At 61.0% G+C, this 20,053-nt stretch carries 22 protein-coding genes and 2 pseudogenes; 16 read left to right on the top strand and 8 right to left on the bottom strand.

Annotated elements, in window-relative coordinates; all coding sequences use genetic code 11:
* Positions 1-284: 284 nt before the first annotated feature.
* The 9 genes from CF70_RS19475 to lpdA all read left to right on the top strand — a co-directional run bounded on the left by CF70_RS19475 (position 285) and on the right by lpdA (position 5,854).
* Positions 285-515 carry a hypothetical protein gene (locus tag CF70_RS19475; RefSeq protein WP_035868127.1) on the top strand — a complete coding sequence of 77 codons (231 nt, stop codon included), beginning with the start codon at positions 285-287 and terminating at the stop codon, positions 513-515.
* Between the two features lie 6 nt (positions 516-521).
* Positions 522-905 (top strand): type II toxin-antitoxin system death-on-curing family toxin, encoded by a 384-nt coding sequence (locus CF70_RS19470; protein ID WP_035868114.1) that lies wholly within the window; start codon positions 522-524, stop codon positions 903-905.
* 614 nt (positions 906-1,519) lie between these two features.
* Complete coding sequence (locus CF70_RS19465) at positions 1,520-1,798, top strand: type II toxin-antitoxin system RelB/DinJ family antitoxin (protein ID WP_035868124.1); 279 nt, start codon at positions 1,520-1,522, stop codon at positions 1,796-1,798.
* Complete coding sequence (locus tag CF70_RS19460) at positions 1,770-2,090, top strand: type II toxin-antitoxin system YafQ family toxin (RefSeq protein WP_035868112.1); 321 nt, start codon at positions 1,770-1,772, stop codon at positions 2,088-2,090. The genes CF70_RS19465 and CF70_RS19460 overlap by 29 nt, the downstream gene beginning before the upstream one ends.
* Positions 2,091-2,093: 3 nt before the next feature.
* Entirely contained in the window at positions 2,094-2,321 is a 228-nt protein-coding gene (locus CF70_RS19455) for a hypothetical protein (protein WP_035868109.1), read from the top strand.
* A 325-nt stretch (positions 2,322-2,646) separates the two neighbouring features.
* Positions 2,647-3,162, top strand: coding sequence for an alpha/beta fold hydrolase (locus tag CF70_RS38065; protein ID WP_235185128.1), 516 nt, complete (start codon positions 2,647-2,649; stop codon positions 3,160-3,162).
* Positions 3,101-3,661, top strand: coding sequence for a transposase (locus tag CF70_RS39005; RefSeq protein WP_160172276.1), 561 nt, complete (start codon positions 3,101-3,103; stop codon positions 3,659-3,661). Before CF70_RS38065 ends, CF70_RS39005 begins: the two co-directional genes overlap by 62 nt.
* Complete coding sequence (locus CF70_RS38060; protein WP_414629463.1) at positions 3,559-4,284, top strand: hypothetical protein; 726 nt, start codon at positions 3,559-3,561, stop codon at positions 4,282-4,284. The genes CF70_RS39005 and CF70_RS38060 overlap by 103 nt, the downstream gene beginning before the upstream one ends.
* Before the next feature lie 169 nt (positions 4,285-4,453).
* Positions 4,454-5,854, top strand: coding sequence for a dihydrolipoyl dehydrogenase (lpdA, locus tag CF70_RS19445; protein WP_035868106.1), 1,401 nt, complete (start codon positions 4,454-4,456; stop codon positions 5,852-5,854).
* On the opposite strand, the gene tnpB is transcribed toward lpdA, so the two are convergent.
* The 6 genes from tnpB to CF70_RS19425 all read right to left on the bottom strand — a co-directional run bounded on the left by tnpB (position 5,779) and on the right by CF70_RS19425 (position 10,046).
* Entirely contained in the window at positions 5,779-6,051 is a 273-nt protein-coding gene (gene tnpB / locus CF70_RS39000) for an IS66 family insertion sequence element accessory protein TnpB (RefSeq protein ID WP_414629464.1), read from the bottom strand. The two genes, lpdA and tnpB, sit on opposite strands and share 76 nt — an antisense overlap.
* 23 nt (positions 6,052-6,074) lie before the next feature.
* Positions 6,075-6,380, bottom strand: coding sequence for a putative quinol monooxygenase (locus CF70_RS19440; protein ID WP_035868105.1), 306 nt, complete (start codon positions 6,378-6,380; stop codon positions 6,075-6,077).
* Between the two features lie 70 nt (positions 6,381-6,450).
* Positions 6,451-6,879, bottom strand: coding sequence for a zinc-binding dehydrogenase (locus CF70_RS36995; RefSeq protein ID WP_200876773.1), 429 nt, complete (start codon positions 6,877-6,879; stop codon positions 6,451-6,453).
* On the bottom strand, positions 6,851-7,405 hold the full coding sequence (locus CF70_RS36990; RefSeq protein WP_200876772.1) for an alcohol dehydrogenase catalytic domain-containing protein: 555 nt from the start codon (positions 7,403-7,405) through the stop codon (positions 6,851-6,853). The genes CF70_RS36995 and CF70_RS36990 overlap by 29 nt, the downstream gene beginning before the upstream one ends.
* A gap of 50 nt (positions 7,406-7,455) precedes the next feature.
* Complete coding sequence (locus CF70_RS19430) at positions 7,456-8,466, bottom strand: zinc-binding alcohol dehydrogenase family protein (protein ID WP_035868104.1); 1,011 nt, start codon at positions 8,464-8,466, stop codon at positions 7,456-7,458.
* A 374-nt stretch (positions 8,467-8,840) separates the two neighbouring features.
* On the bottom strand, positions 8,841-10,046 hold the full coding sequence (locus tag CF70_RS19425) for an alcohol dehydrogenase catalytic domain-containing protein (RefSeq protein WP_051648669.1): 1,206 nt from the start codon (positions 10,044-10,046) through the stop codon (positions 8,841-8,843).
* Positions 10,047-10,536: 490 nt separating this feature from the next.
* On the opposite strand from CF70_RS19425, the pseudogene CF70_RS38805 reads away from it, so the two are divergent.
* From CF70_RS38805 to CF70_RS19395, 7 genes and pseudogenes are all read left to right on the top strand, one after another.
* Positions 10,537-10,629, top strand: a pseudogene (locus CF70_RS38805) (ornithine aminotransferase); the annotation flags it as partial.
* 105 nt (positions 10,630-10,734) lie between these two features.
* Positions 10,735-11,133 carry a BON domain-containing protein gene (locus tag CF70_RS19420; RefSeq protein ID WP_346430182.1) on the top strand — a complete coding sequence of 133 codons (399 nt, stop codon included), beginning with the start codon at positions 10,735-10,737 and terminating at the stop codon, positions 11,131-11,133.
* Between the two features lie 188 nt (positions 11,134-11,321).
* Positions 11,322-12,005 (top strand): type 1 glutamine amidotransferase domain-containing protein, encoded by a 684-nt coding sequence (locus CF70_RS19415; protein ID WP_035868101.1) that lies wholly within the window; start codon positions 11,322-11,324, stop codon positions 12,003-12,005.
* Positions 12,006-12,294: 289 nt separating this feature from the next.
* Complete coding sequence (locus CF70_RS38995; RefSeq protein WP_081862244.1) at positions 12,295-12,687, top strand: DUF3331 domain-containing protein; 393 nt, start codon at positions 12,295-12,297, stop codon at positions 12,685-12,687.
* A 636-nt stretch (positions 12,688-13,323) separates the two neighbouring features.
* Positions 13,324-14,350, top strand: a protein-coding gene (locus CF70_RS19405; RefSeq protein ID WP_152561852.1) for an IS630 family transposase whose coding sequence is annotated in 2 segments (ribosomal slippage) — positions 13,324-14,244 and positions 14,246-14,350 — 1,026 coding nt in all. Because the reading frame shifts where the segments join, the coding sequence is not laid out codon by codon here.
* Between the two features lie 96 nt (positions 14,351-14,446).
* Complete coding sequence (locus CF70_RS19400) at positions 14,447-17,134, top strand: excinuclease ABC subunit UvrA (protein WP_035868098.1); 2,688 nt, start codon at positions 14,447-14,449, stop codon at positions 17,132-17,134.
* 533 nt (positions 17,135-17,667) lie between these two features.
* Positions 17,668-18,828 carry a low temperature requirement protein A gene (locus CF70_RS19395; protein WP_035868096.1) on the top strand — a complete coding sequence of 387 codons (1,161 nt, stop codon included), beginning with the start codon at positions 17,668-17,670 and terminating at the stop codon, positions 18,826-18,828.
* A 107-nt stretch (positions 18,829-18,935) separates the two neighbouring features.
* Here the strand turns inward: CF70_RS19395 and CF70_RS19390 are convergent, their stop codons facing one another.
* Together CF70_RS19390 and CF70_RS19385 are read right to left on the bottom strand one after the other, a co-directional pair.
* Positions 18,936-19,376 (bottom strand): host attachment protein, encoded by a 441-nt coding sequence (locus tag CF70_RS19390; RefSeq protein WP_346430181.1) that lies wholly within the window; start codon positions 19,374-19,376, stop codon positions 18,936-18,938.
* A gap of 3 nt (positions 19,377-19,379) precedes the next feature.
* Positions 19,380-20,053: pseudogene (locus tag CF70_RS19385) on the bottom strand (alkene reductase); the annotation flags it as partial.

Genomic DNA, 20,053 nt, shown 5'->3' with positions numbered 1-20,053 from the left:
ACGACGCCCGGCATGAGGCCACGCAGGAACGACATCGGATTGGCTGGACGGCCTCACCCGGCACGACCCCACACGCCGTGGCCGCAAAGCCAAGCGGAGACGAAGCGACCTGAGCGCAGGCCGCCGCCTCATGCCGGCCCATTGATGGATGGAGGAACATGTTACGGCGGTCGGTTTGCTATCCACCACGACCCGTGGTTGACGACCCAATCGTCTGCGCGGTGGCAAGTTTCCCCGTCTTGTTCTATCATGAAACGTCAAGATTTATCATGATGGAGTCGGCCATGACCACTGTCGCCCGCGAAAAATTTTCCTCCCAAGCCGCGCCTGAGGTGCTGGCGGCGTTGCGTCAGATTGCCGAAGCGCAGGGGCGCCAGTTCCAGGCGGTGCTCGACGAGGCGCTGCGGGACTACATCGAGCGCCAGCAGAAGGACCGCCCGCGCCGTCATGTGATGGCGTCATTCGCGTCTAGCCTCGACGAATTCGACAGCCTCTACCGCGAACTGGCCAAGTGATCGGTGATGAGCGGGCGTGACTACCTGACCGTAGCCGATGTGCTCGGAATGCACACCGTGTTGATGCAACGCTATGGCGGCGCACCCGGTGTCCGTGATCCCGGCGCGCTAGAGGCCGCGCTATTCAGGCCGCAGACGGGTTACTACGAGGACATTCTGGCCGAGGCGGCGGCGCTGCTCGAGAGTCTCGCCATCAACCATCCCTTTGTGGACGGCAACAAGCGGATCGCCTTCGCGGCCGCCGATGTGTTCTTGCGCATCAACGGCTGGCGCTTGCAGCGTCCGCCGATGCAAATCTACGGCGAGATGATTCAGATGTTGGAGTCGGGCACGTTCGACATTGCCCATTTGGAGCCCTGGTTGCGCGCGTTTGCCAGGCCGACGGCGTGATCCCCATGCTTTTCTGCCAGGCCTTCTACAACTGGAGCCGGAGTGAAAATGCCGGCGATTAATTGCGCTTTAGCCCCAGGCAGCGAAGTCATCATCGGCATCCGGGCGATGACGAAACAGCGAAGCTCGATACCCCGTTCGGCTTCCTTGCTTTGCCGTTGCGGAAGGCGCAATTGCTGTTGCTCTTCAAAGAGGCGCGCACCCTGGATCACTTGATCCAGTCAATTGTCCCGCCCAGCGGACGTGACTTCGACTCCCTCTCCCACCATCCCATCCAAGGGCTTGGACTCCTCTCTGGGCCATTTTCTTGCCCGAAATCCCTAAGTGGCTCGGGGTTTTGGCGGGTTATGCTGCGGGTGGCAGCCTGCCAGAATCCCCGGAATCGGCCACTTTCTCGGGCCCCAGTCTGTCTCTTTTCTCCGTTTCGCCTGTGGGGGCGAAGATGGCTATAGAAGAGTCAGGCACTTACACGCGGCGGTTCATCGTCAACAACGGCGACCCGGAATGCATCGAACGCCACCTGAAGGCGGACCAACCCGTGCACGCCGTTGGCTCGAGGTTCTTGACTGTATCGCAAAAGAGATACAAAATAAGGATCAATGGAGGATCTGATCATGGCTCATTCCACGATGCTGCACGTTCGGGTGGACGACGAAATCAAAGCCCAGGCCAGCGAGGCCTTGGCGGCCATGGGGCTTTCGGTGTCCGATGCTGTGCGCATTCTCCTTAAGCGTGTGGTCAACGACCAGGCCTTTCCGCTTGAGCTCAAAGTGCCCAACAAACGGACCCGTACGGCCATGGAAGAGTCCCGCGCGATGATGAAGGCACGGACTGCCCGTTTCGAATCCGCAGACGCCTTGCTCGATGACCTCGAAAAAGCCCGCCAGCAGTAAGCGGGCCGTACCACCCAGGGCGTGCGACTACACTAAAACTTTCCTCAAGGACTGGGAACGCCTCTCCCGCTCCGGCCGTTACGACCTGAATCGTCTCAAAGAGGCGATGCTGCTGCTCATCGCCAACGACGTGCCGCTGGGCCCGGAGTGGCTGGACCATCCGCTCAAAGGCGACTGGGCTGACCATCGGGAATGCCATATCGGCGGGGATTTCCTGCTGATCTACCAATTGGCGGGCGACACCGTCGTCTTCGTACGCGCGGGCACGCACTCCGATTTGTTCGAGGAATGAGCCATGGGCGTTGCGTCACTACCCGACTTCACCGAACCGGCTCGCCTACGTTGGGAGTCCATACCTGCCAACATCCGCCAGCGTTTGCTGGCCAATGTCTGGTGCGCCCACTGCCGCCACGAAGTCACGATCACCAACTTCAGTGGCACCATCAAGGGTGGCGACTTGTTGTTGGTGGGCAAGTGCGCCGAATGCCGCGGCGACGTGGCACGAGTGATCGAGGCAGCATAATCCTCGGAAACCTCAGTCGCGCCTCGGCCTGCGCGGCCACTTCCCGCTCCCCACCCAATTCCGTGCAATGCCATGACGCATCCAAGTGAAGCGTCCGGCGAATCAGCAGGTCCCGACCCCGACAGATGGATACCGCGTTTAGCCACACAATCTATCGATGCCCCAGGCAAGCTACAAGACCGAGACCTATTGGGAACAGTACCAGTCCTTTTTTCCCCACACATGCGCGAGTAGCCGCCGCCATCGTCCGAATGAAGAGTGGCTCCATTGGCGAGGCGCATCGATCCATGTTCATCGGTTCCCCTAAGCTGCTGCGCCGCAGACGGTGATCGCAGCGCATGGAGGTGGAGGATACGGCCGGCTGTTTGCGCCGATTGGCAAGCTACTGCACGGCGCCGGCTACGAAGTAGTAGCCCCGGATCCACCGGGATATGGATTGAGTCGGGCGCCCTCGTCACTGGTTACTTACAAAGCGTGGACCGACTTGCTATGCGATCTGGCAGAGCACTGGGCGACGCGTAGTATTGTGCGGCGGCAGGCAGGAACCATTTCCGACCGGACTCGTACGCCGCTCACGGTCTGGTTCGCTGCCTGCTGGCACTTTGCCTCCGGCAAGGACGGAATTTCGGCTTTGAGCCTGAAGCGCACCTTGGAGATCGGCTCATACCAAACGGCTTGGGCCATGCTGCACCGGTTGCGATCCGTGCTGATCCGCCCCGATCGGGAACTCCTGCGCGGCAAGGTAGAGGTGGACCTACATCGGTGGGCTCGATCCAGGGTTGTCTGGTGGGCGCGCTCAAGGGAAAAAGGTACTGACATGTGTCGCTGTGGAGATCATTGAGCCTGAGGGATTCGGCCGCTGCCGTATGATGCCCGTGGCGAATGCCTCGGCGGAATCTCTGCTGGCCTTCGTGTCGGCGAACGTCGAGGTAGGCCCAACGGTGCTCACCGATGGTTGGCAGGCCTACCGAGGATTGGAGAAGAGAGGCTACATCCATGATCGCCGCAGCCAGCGGGCGGCCAGCGCGCGCGGCGAAAATCCGGCGCTGCTACCAGGTGTGCATCGGATCGCGTCCCTGGCAAAACGCCGGCTGCTCGGCACTCATCAGGGAGCAGTGGACGCGACCCATCTGCCAAGTTACCTCACGAATTTGTGTTCCGCTTCAACCACCGGCGCTCACGTAGCCGCGGAATGCTGTTCTACCGAGTCCTGGAACTCGCCGTCGCCCATAATCCAGTGCGATACCAGGATCTGGCGCGGACAAAAAGACCCAAAGCCTGCAGATCCCCCCGGACTTTCCGGATGCCGCCTCGCTCGCCGCGCTGCGCGCCTGGTATGAAGAGGTATGAAGGCCTGTCGTCGCGCGACGCGGTGGCGCACTTCCTTGGCGAGCGCAAGGCCAATGGCCAGTCCGCGCGCGGCCTCCTCGGCCTCCTCGGCCACATCCGGCGACAGCTGGCCGAATATGCGCGTCGCTGGCAGCGGCCGGACCTGGCTGCCTGGTTCGCACACGGCGCGGCCGCGCGAATCGGGCGCGCGAAGGCGGTCGGCCAGTCCATCGACTTGTTGCGACACTTGCTTGAAAAGTCGGGCCGCTTTGCCCAGCCGTGCGAAGACGCCGTCCTGCATGACTTCGCCGGCGACGTCGATCCGGCCAGGGCCAGGGTGCTCTACGCCGAGCAGGGTCCGATCTCCGACACGCTGTTTGCCTCGCGCACCACGCAGGCGGCGTGGCGCGCCAAGCCGACGTGGTACGCGGTCTCGGCAAACGACCGCACCACCTCGCCCGACCTCGAACGTTTCCTGGCCAAGCGCATGAATGCGAAGACCATCGAACTGGCCTCGAGCCATGTATCGATGCTGTCGCTGGTCACGTCGGGTTGCTGCGAGTCCGCTGTTGATGAGGCATGCCGCACCTCGAGGAACAAGGCCTTGAATGTTACCCCCCCTCTTCGGCAATGAGAAGGCATACTTTCCCTGGGCGCCGAAGCCATCGCGAAACGGAATGTGACTGCCCTCGGTTTGTCTGGCGTAGCGGGTAGGCGAAGACATCGGAGTACAGGCTTCTTTCATCGCCCCGCGTCACCCGGATCATACCGACTTCAACCCTGAAACATCTTAGAGAAGAACCATGACCCAACCATCCTACGACGTCATCATCATTGGCGGCGGGCCTGGCGGCTACAACGCCGCGATTCGAGCAGGCCAACTGGGCCTGAAGACTGCATGCGTTGAGATGCGCGACAAGTTGGGCGGCACCTGCCTGAACGTAGGTTGCATGCCGTCAAAGGCGCTGTTGCACGCCTCCGAGCTCTGGGACGCCGCCAACAGCGAGTTTGCAAAAATTGGCATCGACGTCCAGCCGACACTGAATCTTGGCCAGATGCACAAAGCTAAGGACGAGAGCGTCGACAAGCTAACGGCAGGTGTCGAGTTCTTGTTCCGGAAGTACAAAGCAGACTGGATCAAAGGCAAAGGAGAGATCGTCGGGCAAGGCAAGATCGAGGTTGCCGCCGCCGACGGCTCAGTGAAGACCCTCGAAACGAAGCACATCGTCATCGCCACCGGCTCTGAACCGACCCCACTGCCTGGTGTCGCCTTCAAGGAAGGAAAGATCCTCGATTCCACCGGCGCGCTATCGCTTGCAACAGTGCCGAACAAGCTGATTGTCGTTGGCGCCGGCATCATCGGCCTGGAACTGGGCTCCGTCTGGCATCGCTTGGGCGCACAGGTTGAGGTGGTCGAGTACCTGGACCGCATCACTCCAGGCATGGATGCAGAAACGGCTGCTACCCTGCAGCGTGCATTGGTAAAGCAGGGGATCACTTTCAAGCTAGGCACCAAGGTAACGGCCGCCAGGACAGAGGAAGACGGCGTGCAACTGACCACGGAGCCCGCCACAGGCGGCGCTTCGGAGACCGTCTCAGGTGACGTCGTTCTTGTAGCGATTGGACGCCGCCCTTACACCGAGGGCTTGGGACTTGAATCAATCGGTGTGAAGGCCGACCGAAACGGCTTCCTCGCTCACGAACATTTCAAGGTTGCTGACGGTGTTTGGGTCATCGGCGACGTTACTTACGGCCCAATGCTTGCCCACAAGGCCGAGGAAGACGCCATAGCGTGCATCAACCAGATTGCCGGCCAGTACAGCCACGTCGACTACAGCCTTGTCCCGAGCGTGGTCTACACCACTCCCGAAGTGGCTTGGGTCGGCCAGACAGAGGAGCAGTTGAAGGCAGCTCAAGTCGATTACAAGGCGGGTAAGTTTCCCTTTTCTGCGAACAGCCGCGCCAAGATCAACCACGAGACCGAGGGTTTCGTAAAGATCCTAGCTGACACGCGAACTGACCGCATTCTGGGGGTGCACATCATCGGGCCGCAGGCCGGCGAACTCATTGGCGAAGCATGCCTGACCATGGCCTTCGGGGGGGCCGCAGAAGACATCGCGCTTACGTGTCATCCACATCCCACGCGTTCCGAAGCAGTGCGCCAGGCGGCAATGGACGTGGGCGACTGGAAGATGCAGGCGTGACTGCCACGCCGTTGCCAATGCCATGGGATCGAATGCCTGGTTGCGTGCTCGCGGTTGGCCGCTACATACTTGGTCTCGTCACATAACAGTGCGTTCTGATCGAACATCGGACTGACCAACATCGAAAGCGAATCGATCGACTTGCGCATGTCGATCGGCTCGGCTCCGATGTATACCCGGACTGTCGTCGAAAGCATCATCGTCCCGTTGCCCCTGGGACTTACTCATCCCGGGCAACTGCAACAGGGTCGAGGACGGCAACCATTGGCGCAGCCATCAACCAGTCGCCGGCTTGCTCTCGAAACCTGAGATAATGGGCGCTCTCGCGGTGCGCTTCCAGTGCAGCTTCGTCCGCGTAAGCCTCGATCAGATGGAACGTGGCGGGTCGTGTGCTGTCGCGGTACAGGTCGTAGCGACGAATGCCCGGTTCCTGTCTGGTATGCGTGAGCAGCACGCATAGCGCTGCCTCGACGTCGGTTTCCCTTTCGGGGCGGGCCTCTAGCGTGGCAATGACTTCAACGGTCATATCGGTTCCTTTCTATCTTACGGTTGAACTGTGGGATAAGCCTGCTGGCGGCTCAAAGCCTGATCACCACTTAGCCTTGTGTGTGTCCGGCTTCAGCCTCACGCAATGCCGTCGGCACCTCGTCGAGCGAAATTATGCGGGAAATCTGCGGATCGATGCGTCCTTCCGCAACCGATCGGGCCAAGGTTTCGCCTGCGCACGCGATGTCACGCAGGTTGTCGGCGTCTCCGTGCTGGTAGGCGAAGCCCAGGGCCACGTCATGCAGCGAAATGGCTTTTTCCCACGGCGGGAGGTGTTTGTCCTGTGGTCGACCAACCACGCACACCATCTCGCCGTTGTGGCGGAGCAAAGGCAGCAGGGCCGTGGCCGAGTCAGCCGACACCAGATCGATCACCGCATCGACCCCGCGGCCCTGGGTCAGGCGCATGACCTCGGCAAGCACGTCGCCCCGGCGGTAGTCGACGACCTCGTCAGCGCCCAGGGAGCGGACGCGGTCCACCAAACGTGATGCGGTAGCGACGACGCGCGCGCCGGCCTGGCGGCACATCTGCACCGCACCCCCCTACGCCGCCGCCAGCGCCCGTAATCAGGACCGTCTGGCCCGGCTGCTGCAGTTTTAGTTTCAGGTGCACCGCCTGCCAGGCCGTCAGCCCGGCGCAAGGGAGCTCCGCAGCCTGCTCGAACGACAGTTCGTCCGGCAAAAGGCTCAATACCCTCGCGTCGACGACGACGTACTCCGCATAGGCACCCCAGCGATACAGATTGGTCAGTGCCATCACGCGCTGCCCTGGCTGCCATCCGGTCACATCCGGGCCAAAGGCATCGATCTCGCCAGCGGCATCGATGCCCAGGATGTGGGGCATGGTCAGGCCGGCGCCATTGCGCGCGAACTTGAAGTCCACCGGGTTGATGCTCGAGGCCCTCACTCGCAGGCGGACTTCGCCCGCGCCTGGCATGGGGATGAGAACATTCGCCGGCACCAGTGTGTAGTCCGGTCCCGCTTGTTGAAGAAGCAGAGTTTTCATTGTGTGATTCATGCGATGGCTTTGGTTTTCATGGCGTGTTCGTCAAAATCTCAAAAGCCGGACAGCACTATCTTGCCGCGCGCCTTGCCGCTCTCGAGCAAGGCATGGGCGCGACGCAGATTGGCCGCGTTGATGGTGCCGAAATGGTCCGCCAGCGTCGTGCGCAGCACGCCGGCGTCGACCAGCTCGGCGACCCGGACCAAAATATTGTGCTGCTCGATCATGTCCGGGGTCTGGTACATCGAGCGGGTGTACATCAATTCCCAGTGCAGCGAGATGCTCTTGGGCTTGAGGATCGGCACGTCGAGCGACTCGGGGTCATCGATCAGCCCCAGCTTGCCCTGCGGCGCCAGCATCTCGGCGATTTCGACCAGGTGCTTGTCAGTGTGGGTCAGGCTCGCCACGTAATCGACCTCGTCAATGCCAAGGCCGCGCAACTGCTCCGGCATCGGCTTCGTGTGGTCGATCACATGGTGCGCACCAAGCTCGCGCACCCACTCCCGTGTTTCCGGCCGCGATGCGGTGGCGACCACGGTCAGGCCGGTCAGCTGGCGCGCCAGCTGGATCAGTATCGAGCCGACGCCGCCGGCGCCGCCAATGACCAGCAGCATCCCGATCGGGTTTTTGCCTTCGCGCACTTGCAAACGGTCGAACAGCAACTCCCACGCCGTGATCGAGGTCAGCGGCAGCGCGGCCGCTTCCTCGAAGCTGAGGCTCTTCGGCATCGGACCGACGATGCGCCCGTCGACCAGGTGCAGCTCGCTGTTGGTGCCCGCCCGTAATAGCGAACCGGCGTACATGACGCGATCGCCGGGCTTGAACAGGGTTACTTTGTCGCCCACGGCGCGCACCACGCCAGACGCATCCCAGCCCAGCACCTTAGGTACCACTGGTGGCGGCAGCACGCCGCCACGGATCTTGGTATCGACCGGGTTCACCGAGACCGAATGCACTTCCACCAACAGGTCGTACCCGGTTGGCTCAGCCTCGGGCAACGTGGTGTCGGTCAGGGCATCGGGCGAACCGAGCGGAACCGACTCGTTATAGACAACAGCTTTCATAGCTACTCCCAGCATTAGAGAAACGGCTGCGTGCGACGTGCATCGCGAAAGGCGCACGTGTGTCGTTCGCGCCTGCGAGCCGGCTGATGGCTTCTATGAGCAGGAAGTCGTCAAGGTCTGTTAGACCCCGTGATCGAGCTTGCGCCCGAACGGGGTCTCGGAGGGTCTCGACGGCGACTTTGCCGGGCCCTCGATAGACGACGCCGAGATTGCTTGCCACGACTTCCCGCTCCATGTTCCAGCGTGATGTTACGGATCTATCTCGGGCGCCCTCGCGAGTCGATGACCCGTCCGGCTATCTCACCCGCCTCATGTGACGGATCGGGGCGCCGGAAGGGGAGGAGCGGTCGAGCGCACCGTATCACCTGCCGGCTCTATGCGGCTTTCTTCACGCTGCCGTGCGGATCGATGACGAATTTCTTCGGCGATCCCTCGCTGAACGTCTTGTACGCCTCAGGCGCCTGCTCCAGCGTGATGATCTCAGTGTTCAGCATGGCGCTAAGATAGGGCATCCGATCCCACAGGATCGCCATCATCAGGTCGCGGTTGTAGTGCATGATGGGTGCCTGACCCGCCGTTAGTTTCGGCGACTTGATCCAGGCCTTGCCGAAGGCAATGGGAAGCTGGCCCTTCTTTGTCAGATCGGTGCTCGCCTTCGGGTCGGCGTCGGTATAGATGCCGGGGACGCCCATCGCCCCACCGGCCCGCACCACTTCGATAAGCGTATTGATTACCGCCTCCGAGTGCTCGCTGTTCGCCTCCGGACCACAGCCGTGCGCCTCAAGCCCGACGCAATCCACGCCGCAATCCACCTCCCGCTTGCCCAGGATCGCTTCGATCTGGTCGGACACCGGCGTGTCCTTGGTGAGATCGACCACCTCGCAGCCATTATTCTTCACCAGGTCCAGCCGCGCCCGGTTGGTATCGGCCACGATGATGCAGGACGCGCCGATCAGGCGAGCTCCCGCCGCGGCACACCGGCCCACCGGCCCGGCCCCGGCGATATAGACCGTCGAGCCCACCTTGGCCCCGGCCGCCATCAGACCATGGAAGCCGGTCGGCAGGATGTCCGATAATAGCGTGAGATCCCGGATCTTCTCCATCGCCTGGTCCTTGTCCGGGAAAGGCAACAGGTTCCAATCGGCGTAAGGCACCATGAGGTAGTCGGACTGGCCACCCTGCCAGCCGCCGAGATTGAAGCCATAGGCGCCGCAATCGACGGCGTCATTGACGTTCATGCACACATCAGTGTGCCGCTCCTTGCAATTGCGGCAGCGCCCGCAAGAAACGTTGAACGGGACAGAACATATGTCGCCCGTCTTGATGAACTCGACGTCCGGCCCGACCTCGATGACTTCCCCGGTCATCTCATGCCCCATCACCATGCCCTTAGGCGCGGCGAAGCGGCCGTGGTAGATGTGCTGGTCGCTGCCGCAGATATTCGTCGTCACGATCTTGAGGATGGCGCCGTGATTGGCTTTCTTGCCCGTCGGCGTGACCAGCTTCGGATAGTCGAAAGTCTGCAGTTCCATCTTCATCGGACCCATGAATGTTATTACGCGATTGCCACTCCTAGCCATGATATGTCTCCTCGTTGGGTGTGTGAGGTCCGATCGATGTTCCCATCGCGGCCTGGGTAAGGCGTCACGGTCGTATGGAGCCTGCCGATCATCGCGATCCCGACCACGTATGCAGGCTAAGAGATGACGCTGATCTCGTCGACGTGAGCATTGACCCGATAACGATGACATCGAGACTAGGCCCTTGCCGGTTGCACTTCTTCCTCATTCCTGCAAGAACGTGTCGGATCTCTGCGCTCCTGCTGCGCGGCTTTCGGATGTGAACGTACGGCAGCATTCCGCAAAAACTGCGCAGGCGAAGGGAAGAAGATCTGCCCCACGCGCCCTATCGTTGTCCTACGGTGGACGGATGCCGACATCCGGATCCCACATCAGTTCGTACTACACGTCCCGTTTGATGTCGTCGTCGGTTCTCCTCGCTGCTCCCTCCTCGGTTTGCTGAGGGACTAACGCGCGCACGCGGGCCACGCGCAGCGCCACGTGCGATCCATCAGATATCGTGGTTGCGGTCAAGGACGGCTCGGTCACATTGTCCGGTTTAGCGGGCAGCTTCCGGCGAAGGCGCAAGGCCGAGGAGGACGCGACGCGTGTGCGCGACGCGTGTGCGCGGCGTGAGGGAGTGGCAAACGATTTGGAGGTGCGGTTGCCGCTGATCAACAAGCGGCCCGATCCCGAGATCGTGCGCGAGATGATTGCCGAACTGAAGGCCGAGGTGCCTTATGCGGCGGAAGATATCAAGGCAGTCGTCAGGGACGGACACGTGGCGCTGAAGGGCGAAGTCGAATGGGACTACCAGCGCCGCCGCGCGGCCGACACGGCGCTGCGGGTGAGCGGCGTGACCGGCCTGACGAACGAGATCGAGATCAAGCCGAAGGTCAAGCACGAGGACCTCAAGCGCGAGATCGACGACGCGTTCAAGCGCAACGCGGAAGTCAACGCACAGCATATCCCTGTCGAGGCCGAAGGCAATAAGGTCGTCCTGCGCGGCACGGTCCGGTCGTGGGCTGAGCGCGAGGAAGCCGAGCGGGTCGCATGGCTTGCCCCCGGTGTGATGCGGGTCGACAACCGGATCACCATCGATTACTGACGGGGGTGCTGGCGACAGGCGGCTCGCTTGCGTACCGACGTGGTCAAGGGGCGGGAAAGAACACAGCACCAAAACCGGCAACACCCTCAGCGCTCCTGACAGCCGCCTATACTGCCAGAATGACTTGGGTCGACGACACCGCTCTTCGGCTCGTTGCAACGTGAATTGAACGGACTCGCGAGGTTGTCATGAAAATCCTGGTGGTACTGACTTCACACGACCAGCTCGGCGATACGGGCCGGAAAACCGGATTCTGGCTCGAAGAGTTTGCCGCGCCTTATTTCGTGTTCAAGGACGCAGGCGTCGAGATGACGCTCGCTTCGCCAAAAGGCGGGCAGCCGCCTCTCGACCCCAGGAGCGACGATCCGGACTCGCAAACCGAAGCGACCCGGCGTTTCAAGAAGGATAACGAAGTGCAAGCGGCCCTGGCAAATACAGCGAAGCTCTCAACTGTCTCGGCCGCCGACTATGACGCCTTGTTCTATCCCGGCGGGCACGGACCGCTCTGGGATCTGGCAGAAGATCCGCAGTCGATCGCATTGATCGAAACCATGTATGCGACGGGAAAGCCGGTCGCCGCGGTTTGCCATGCTCCCGGTGTGCTCCGTCATGCAAAGGCGCCCGATGGCTCTCCGCTCGTGCGCGATAAACCCGTAACCGGCTTTGCCAATTCAGAAGAAGCGGCCGTCGGTCTTACGGAAGTGGTGCCTTTCCTCGTCGAGGACATGTTGAAGAAGAATGGAGGCAAGTATTCGAAGGGGCCGGATTGGCAATCATACGTTGTCGTCGCGGCAAGCCTGATTACCGGCCAGAATCCCGCCTCGTCGGAAGCAGCGGCAAAAGCGCTGCTCTCGAGGCTGAGCATGGCCTGATACGACGCTTGAGTTGAAGGAGTGAGTCATGGCAAAGGCGACCGGGGCCAGCAGATCCGAAACCCGAAACCAATCCAGCGACGTGATACATGTGCCCGACCCGAACCTGCACCAGCGCGCACCCCGCACTTCACTTTGATCGCGCAGGGCATCTTTTCAGAAAACCAACGTCGCTGCCTGACGGGAACGCGAACGACGATCGTTTGATCAAGTCATGGGGCTTTCTGTTGCTGCCCGTGTCAGCTGGCTGACCTCCCCGATTGACTAATGAGAATCGAGGAACCGCATCATGCAAGCTCCCCTTGAAGGACACAGAACGAGGCAATCAACAATGGCCCTCCTATCGGGCGAAGGCGAAATGCATCTGCCCATTGTGACCAGTCGCGTCCGCCCGATGCGCGGTGATAGCTACTTTGGGAAATGTGTTATCCGGCTCCTCCAACGTGATGGTCCGACCTCGGCAACTGTTGCGTGGAGCGACTCGACTTCCTGCTTCTATGGCGCACAGCTATGGCGGCGCTGCAACGCGAAGAAAGTTGGGGTCTGCTCCCTGAGCGGCCAGACCATTGCAAGAGGCGACGCCGTATATCGACCCAGACGTGTTCAACCTATACCACGAAACATCAAAGCAATGATTCTGGCCGCAGTGCTGGAAACTGCCTCTGTGGAAGAAAGGATCTGACAGTTCTGCTCCGATCGGTCACGGGTCAAGCACCAGGAGATTTTGATGGACAGGAATCTTCCCGACAAAAGGGCCGAGCGTGCCCCTTCAGTCGTCCGTCGACGAGGTGCCCGATTATGCGACCCTGTTCGATATGACACTCGTTCTCACTATCGTCCTATCGCTATTCGAACTCGCGGTCGAACTGCTTCGCATTGAGAGTCCGAACGAAGTGGTGGCCCTCGTTGCGGCGACCGCAGTGTGGACCACAGTCGCCTGCGGCGCAGAGGTTTTCATCAGCAGCGCTCTGCTTCGATTTTACGTTTTCTTCAGTGCGGGATTCGTTGCAAGCATCCTCATGCTGGTCTCGCACATCATGCTTAAATCTTTAAGGATGGCTCTTTACAGCCTCGACTGTCTAGGCAAATGTGCCGCTGTCATGCTGGCGCTTCAGGTCCGATCGAAGCGGTGAGCGTGCCCCACAGTGCCGGGCACGGCGGTCATCCCCGATTCGACAACCTTCGAGCCCCAATAGCCTCGCCGAGCTCCTTCAAGATTCATGCAATAGCCGTTCTTTACTATGCCAATTACTCATAAGTCAGGAATTTAGCGGACAAATAGTCTATGCTTGAACGATAGATCATTAAGGGGGCGTTCATGAAACATGACGGTCGAAGTCTGGCACACAACACGCTCGAAGAAATGCGCATCCTGGCGGTGCAACGCATGGCCGAAGGAGAGCATCCGGATGATGTCGCGGCATCGTTCGGGATGAATCGCTCGTGGGCATACAAGATTCGCGCCCAGGCGCACGGCCGTGGCGTACGGGCGCTGCGCTCGACCAAAGGCACGGGTCGTCCGCGCACGCTCACGCGTACGCAGGAACAGCGGGTGCTGCGATGGATCAATGGCAAGAATCCGACGCAGTATGGGTTCGATTTCGGCCTGTGGACGCGCGATCTGGTTCGCGAACTGGTGCAGAGAAATTTCGGCGTGACGCCAAGTCTGGCATCGATCGGTGCGATCCTGGCTCGCCTGAACCTAACGCCGCAAAAGCCACTGCAGCGCGCTTACCAGCGCGATCCGGAGGTAATCGATCGCTGGCGGCACGACACGTATCCGGCCGTTGCCAGGCAGGCTCGCGAGCAGAAGGCGGATATCTTCTTCTGGGACGAATCGGGCTTTCGGTCTGACTCGGTGCATGGCAAGACTTGGGCGCCGCGCGGCGAAACGCCCGTTGTCGAGCGGCCGGGCCAGCGGCAAAGCATGAGCGCGGCATCCGCCATCAACTCGAAGGGTGCCTTCTGGTTTGCGACTTACGAAGGCGGGCTCAGCGGCGAGTTGTTTGTCATGTTGCTCAAGAAGCTGATGTTCAATCGAAAGAAGGCGGTACATCTGATCGTCGACGGATTGCCGGCGCATAAGAAAGCCATCGTCAAGGACTATGTCGCCAGTACGCAGGGAAAACTAACCTTGCATTTCCTGCCCGGTTACACACCGGACCTAAATCCCGATGAGTTGGTGTGGAGTCACGTCAAGCGCAACGGCGTCGCGCGACGTCCTTTGCAAAAAGGCGAAAAAGCTGGGCCCGCGAATTCACGAGCAGCTTGCACAAATTGGACGCAACCCGAAGCTCGTGCGCTCATTCTTCAGGCATCCTTCTGTCCGCTATATTTCTGACTGATGAGTAATATCACAAACATGGTATAGAAAATGCTCCGTGCGCCTTCATTAGGGTTCGCCCGATGCGCCGAGCCATGCTTATTCGCTACTCATCGAAATGGACGCCATCCCCAACAAAGCTCGCTCGACGCCGCCGCCATCCGACGCACCCGCTTTCACCGGCTTCATGCGCGTGCGCGGCGCTCGCGAACACAATCTGAAGAACATCGACGTGCAGATTCCACGTGATGCGCTGGTCGTCTTCACCGGCGTGTCGGGATCGGGAAAATCGTCGCTGGCATTCGGCACGTTGTACGCCGAAGCGCAGCGGCGCTATTTCGAATCGGTCGCGCCGTATGCCCGGCGCCTGATCGAACAGGTCGGCGTGCCCGAAGTGGACGCGATCGAAGGCCTGCCGCCCGCGGTCGCGTTGCAGCAGCAGCGCGGCACGCCGAGCGCGCGCTCGTCGGTTGGCAGCGTGACCACGCTGTCGAGTCTCGTGCGCATGCTCTATTCGCGCACCGGCGACTATCCACCAAAGCAACCCATGCTGTTCGCCGAGGATTTCTCACCGAACACGGTGCAAGGCGCCTGTCCGACTTGCCATGGACTCGGCCGCGTGTACGAGGTCACGGAAAAATCAATGGTGCCCGACGACTCGCTGACCATTCGCGAACGCGCGATTGCCGCATGGCCGCCCGCGTGGCACGGACAGAATCTGCGCGACATTCTGGTGACGCTCGGCTACGACGTCGATACGCCGTGGCGCGACTTGCCGAAGAAAGACCGCGACTGGATCCTCTTCACCGACGAACAGCCGACCGCGCCCGTCTACGCTGGCCTCACGCCAAAGGAAACCCGCGCCGCGATCAAGCGCAATGACGAGCCGAGCTATCAGGGCACCTTCACCGGCGCACGCCGCTACGTGCTGCACACGTTCGCGAACACGCAAAGCGCGCTGATGAAAAAACGCGTATCGCAATTCATGATCGGCAGCGTCTGTCCGACCTGTCATGGCAAGCGGCTCAAGAAGGAAGCGCTGTCGGTGAAGTTTGCCGGGCTCGATATCGGCGAGTTTGCTCAGTTGCCGCTAGCCAGACTTGCCGAGATGCTCGAACCGATCGCACGTGGCGAGTGGCCTGAGCCGGATGTCGCACACTCGGGCAAAGACGCAGGCAAAGGCAGCGTGCTCAGCAAGAACGCCATGCGCGATGCCGCCGATAAACGGGTCGCCGCAGGCGGTTCCGCACACAAAGCCTCGCCCGATGTTCGGCGCACACCCAACCTGTCCGAAGAAAAACGAATCGCCGCGCAACGCATTGCAGCCGAGTTGCTCGAACGCCTGACGACTCTGGTCGATCTGGGTCTCGGATATCTCGCACTGGAGCGCAGCACGCCGACGCTGTCATCCGGCGAACTGCAGCGCCTGCGACTCGCCACGCAGTTGTCGTCGCAGTTGTTCGGCGTCGTGTACGTGCTCGATGAGCCATCAGCCGGTCTGCATCCCGCCGATGGCGAAGCACTCTTCAGCGCGCTGCAGGGATTGAAGGCGGCGGGCAATTCGCTGTTTGTCGTCGAACACGATCTGCAGATGATGCGGCGCGCCGACTGGCTGGTCGACGTCGGCCCCGCAGCGGGTGAAGCCGGCGGCTATGTGGTCTATAGCGGGCCGCCCGCCGGACTCGCGAAGGTGGAGGCGTCGCAAACGCGCCGGCATCTGTTCGCGCCGCCAGCGCCGGTCGAACGTATGCCGCGCAAACCTGCCGGCTGGCTGCGGCTCGCCGGCATCACGCGCAACAATCTGCACGGGCTCGATGCCGCGTTTCCGCTCGGCTGTCTGACTGCCGTCACAGGCGTGTCGGGCTCGGGCAAATCGAGCCTCGTAAGCCAGGCACTGCCCGAGCTGGTCGCAAGCCACCTTGGACGCGCCTTCGAAAACCCGGACGACGACGAGCAGGACCCGTTGCTCGCCGCCACCGCCGTGCCGACCGGCGGCCGCATCGCCGAAGGGATGGACGCCGTGCGGCGACTCGTGCGCGTCAATCAGAAACCGATCGGCCGCACGCCGCGCTCCAACCTTGCCACGTACACGGGCCTGTTCGACCACGTGCGTAAGCTGTTCGCCGACACGCCGCTCGCCCGCAAGCGCCGCTACAGCGCGGGCCGCTTTTCGTTCAACGTGGCGCAAGGCCGTTGCCCTACTTGCGAAGGCGAAGGCTTTGTCAGCGTCGAACTGCTGTTTCTGCCGAGCGTCTACGCGCCCTGCTCGACATGTCACGGCACGCGCTACAACACGCAGACGCTGGAAGTTACGTGGCGCGATAAAAACATCGCCGAGGTGCTCGGCCTGACCGTCGACGCCGCCTGCGACTTCTTCGCCGACGAAGCCAGCGTGATGCGCGCGTTGAAAGCGCTGCGCGACATCGGCCTCGGCTATCTGCGGCTCGGCCAGCCGGCCACCGAACTGTCCGGCGGCGAAGCCCAGCGCATCAAACTCGCCACCGAACTGCAACGCGCGCAGCGCGGCGACACGCTGTATATCCTCGACGAGCCGACCACCGGCCTGCATCCCGCCGACGTGGACCGGCTCATGGTGCAACTCCAGGGACTCGTGGATGCCGGCAATACCGTCGTGGTGGTCGAACACGACATGCGGGTGGCCGCGCAGAGCGACTGGGTCATCGACGTCGGTCCGGGCGCCGGCGACGCCGGCGGCAAGATCGTGGCGAGCGGCACACCAGTGGAGATCGTGCCCGCGAAGGAAAGCCGCACCGCCGAGTATCTGCGGCAGTACCTCGTAGCATGAAAGAAGGAAGCGTGTACGCTAGAGAGCGGTGTTCCCAGACACTGTCCCCAACAATACCCTACCGCTGATACATTCGAGCGCAAGCGGTCACGAACCTTGGCAAGCCATGTCTACGAACAGCGTCAGGGGAGCGAAGCACAACGAAACGCGCTCGCGTCACGCCGCCACAAACCGATCTTGCTATACGGCGAGGCTCCTTATAGGTGGATTGCGGCGACAACTCCCCCCGGATCATGGACGACTGGGAGCCGGAATCATGCCGGCCCTGGCTGGCCAAAGCGCCAATTATCGGGGCATGAAGATAGTGACGGGGTGGCACGGCTGCGGCCGTGGCCAACGCGATCTGTCACGCCACCGGCAAGCGGGTGCGGTCGTTGCCGGTTACGGTGGATAAGCGGATAGTATAGGCGCAGCTGGCGACGCAAGATGACACGGTCCGCGCGAAGCGGCCCATGAAGGTCCACAAGCCAAATGCTTTCTTACGACGCAACAACCACTGACGGTTGTTGCGTCAGCATTACTTGTTAGGCGAAATGCACAACACAAAATATTTCGAACCCAATCGCCGTGCCACCTGGCTCGAGTTGTTCTTCGACCTGATTTTTGTGGTAGCGATCGGTGACGTAACGCATATCCTGAACCACACGCACGAGGGTCATCTTGACCCACTCCAGTTCTGGCAATACGTCCTCGCTTTCATACCCTTGTGGTGGATTTGGGTCAGCCACACGATATATGCCAACCGGTTCGACGCGGATGACCGGAAGCATCGGCTGGCAACCCTGTTCATCATGTTCCTGATGATTATCATCTCAGGCTTGATCGACCAACGATTCCTGGCCAGCTTTGAGGCCATCATCGTCTGCTACGCTTGTTCGAAATACATCATCGCCATGATGTATTTCGTGTCGAAACACCGGCACAAGGAAAGCGTGCAACTCACAACGGCAGTTGGGTGGGTGACCCTCGCTGGCGCCACCATCAGCCTCGCTTCGATCCTGTTCCCGGCGCCACAGCGATATGTCGTGTTTTACCTTGGAATACTGTTCGATCTGGTTGCGTTCCTCATTTTTTTGCCGCGTCATCTCCAGGGCATCCCAGTGCATACCGAACACCTGATCGAGCGTGTGGGCCTGCTCACGCTCATCTTACTGGGAGAGTCCGTGATTAGCCTGTCGGCGGGACTGGCCAATATCAACTGGACTGTGGAGAGGCTGGTGACCGCCGCCACCGGCTTCGTGACGATATCCAGCATCTGGTGGGTCTACTTTGACAGTTTTCACCTGCTGTCCAAACAGAGGCTCACGACCGGTCATTCGGTCGCGTACTCGCATTTTTTCGTTTTCATCGGCCTGTCGATCCTGGCCAGCCTGATCCGGCACGCGATCCTGGACGACATGCAGGTATCCGATTTCCGGATACTGTTGGTCATTGGCACGGTCTGCTTTTTCATTGGCAAGCAGTACGCCTATTTCATGGAGCGTCCCCAGCTGCGGCGCCAGTTGGTCATCAACACCCTGGTCGTGTTCGTGTTGACCGGGCTTGCCCTGCTATTGCCCAGAACCAGCTACATCCTGTTTGGTCTGACCGCTACGGTGATTTGTTATGCTTTCCTCAGTCTCAAATACCTGACCGTCCCCCGTGGACGTCAGGACCATCCACGCAACAGCGCTATCACGGGAGACCAGCCATGAGCGACACGGCGGCCTTCGGACGGTTGTCCACGGCGAATATATCGGGACGCGAGTAATGTCCCGCCGCGTCGAAATCGAACTTGCCGCACGCCGCTGGCAGTTCGCCTTCAATGCCTTGCCAGGTGCGCTTGAATTTCGCGCGCATCGAGGGCCGAGAGATCTTCGTTGATTACTTCGAAAATCATCTGACGCGTCTCCTCGCTAAGACGCTTGCGAAGCAAGCCGAGAAATTTCGGCTCCACGGCAAATCGCAATCGCTGATACCGGTGATGAAGCCGTCCCTGTTCGACGCGGTCGGCGACGGTCTTCGCGAATTTTTCGCGCTCCTTCTCGCCCAGCGCCGACCCACTAGGGGCGACATTGACGAGGTCTTCGATTTCCCGCAGGTCTAGTTTAAGTCCCGGGGTCTCGAAGATTCGAGCACGGCTGCCGTCGGCGACGACAACCCAGGTAGTGTCAGCCAGAGTGCACCTCTCAACGCGATCGGTCGCCGGCTCGGCGGCCATCGCAAATAGTCGCGTGACGCCAGCGAACTTGCCGTCAGCCACCGTCTATCTCCAGCGCCCATCGGGGACGGACCGTGGGGCTTCCCCGCGCTCCTGCGCGAGCGACGGATAGTCGGTATATCCGCGCTCGCCGCCCCCGTAGAACGTGGATGGATCCGGCGAATTGAGCGGAGCGTGCGACCGGAAGCGTTCCGGCAGGTCGGGATTGGCGATGAACAAACGTCCGAACGCGATCAGGTCCGCGTTGCCGTCCTCGAGCCATCTTTCCGCACTGCCGCCGTCGAACCCGCCGGCGACCATCAGCACACCTTGATAAGTGCGGCGTATCATCTGGCTCATGCGTTTCGCGCGGTCGATGAAGGCCACATCCTCACCGGTCGCCGCCAGCGCAGGATTGACGATGTGCAAATAAGCCAGCCCGTATCGATTGAGCTTTTCGATGACGTAAGAAAAGGTGGCCTCGGGATCGTCGTCGTGCATGTCGTTGAAGGTGCCAAGAGGAGAGAGCCTTACGCCGACCTTCTCTGGCCCCCACACTTCGCAAACCGTCTCGATCACCTCGAATAGCAGCTTGGCCCGACGCTCGCTCGATCCGCCGTATTCGTCCGTGCGGCGGTTCGTGCCGGACAACAGGAACTGGTCGAGCAGATATCCGTTCGCGCCATGTACTTCGACGCCGTCCATACCGGCAGCCTTTGCGTTGCGCGCACCCCTGGAGT

It is taken from the genome of Cupriavidus sp. SK-3, from assembly GCF_000611145.1.
Taxonomy (GTDB): domain Bacteria; phylum Pseudomonadota; class Gammaproteobacteria; order Burkholderiales; family Burkholderiaceae; genus Cupriavidus.
Note: the sequence above shows the minus strand (reverse complement) of the source record. Positions and strands in the feature narration are given on the sequence as shown.

Coding starts and splice junctions, on each gene's coding strand:
- CF70_RS19475 (WP_035868127.1), top strand. CDS start 285: ATGACCACTGTCGCCCGCGAAAAATTTTCCTCCCAAGCCGCGCCTGAG.
- CF70_RS19470 (WP_035868114.1), top strand. CDS start 522: ATGAGCGGGCGTGACTACCTGACCGTAGCCGATGTGCTCGGAATGCAC.
- CF70_RS19465 (WP_035868124.1), top strand. CDS start 1,520: ATGGCTCATTCCACGATGCTGCACGTTCGGGTGGACGACGAAATCAAA.
- CF70_RS19460 (WP_035868112.1), top strand. CDS start 1,770: ATGACCTCGAAAAAGCCCGCCAGCAGTAAGCGGGCCGTACCACCCAGG.
- CF70_RS19455 (WP_035868109.1), top strand. CDS start 2,094: ATGGGCGTTGCGTCACTACCCGACTTCACCGAACCGGCTCGCCTACGT.
- lpdA (WP_035868106.1), top strand. CDS start 4,454: ATGACCCAACCATCCTACGACGTCATCATCATTGGCGGCGGGCCTGGC.
- tnpB (WP_414629464.1), bottom strand. CDS start 6,051: ATGCTTTCGACGACAGTCCGGGTATACATCGGAGCCGAGCCGATCGAC.
- CF70_RS19440 (WP_035868105.1), bottom strand. CDS start 6,380: ATGACCGTTGAAGTCATTGCCACGCTAGAGGCCCGCCCCGAAAGGGAA.
- CF70_RS36990 (WP_200876772.1), bottom strand. CDS start 7,405: ATGAAAACTCTGCTTCTTCAACAAGCGGGACCGGACTACACACTGGTG.
- CF70_RS19430 (WP_035868104.1), bottom strand. CDS start 8,466: ATGAAAGCTGTTGTCTATAACGAGTCGGTTCCGCTCGGTTCGCCCGAT.
- CF70_RS19425 (WP_051648669.1), bottom strand. CDS start 10,046: ATGGCTAGGAGTGGCAATCGCGTAATAACATTCATGGGTCCGATGAAG.
- CF70_RS19420 (WP_346430182.1), top strand. CDS start 10,735: ATGATTGCCGAACTGAAGGCCGAGGTGCCTTATGCGGCGGAAGATATC.
- CF70_RS19415 (WP_035868101.1), top strand. CDS start 11,322: ATGAAAATCCTGGTGGTACTGACTTCACACGACCAGCTCGGCGATACG.
- CF70_RS38995 (WP_081862244.1), top strand. CDS start 12,295: ATGCAAGCTCCCCTTGAAGGACACAGAACGAGGCAATCAACAATGGCC.
- CF70_RS19400 (WP_035868098.1), top strand. CDS start 14,447: ATGGACGCCATCCCCAACAAAGCTCGCTCGACGCCGCCGCCATCCGAC.
- CF70_RS19395 (WP_035868096.1), top strand. CDS start 17,668: ATGCACAACACAAAATATTTCGAACCCAATCGCCGTGCCACCTGGCTC.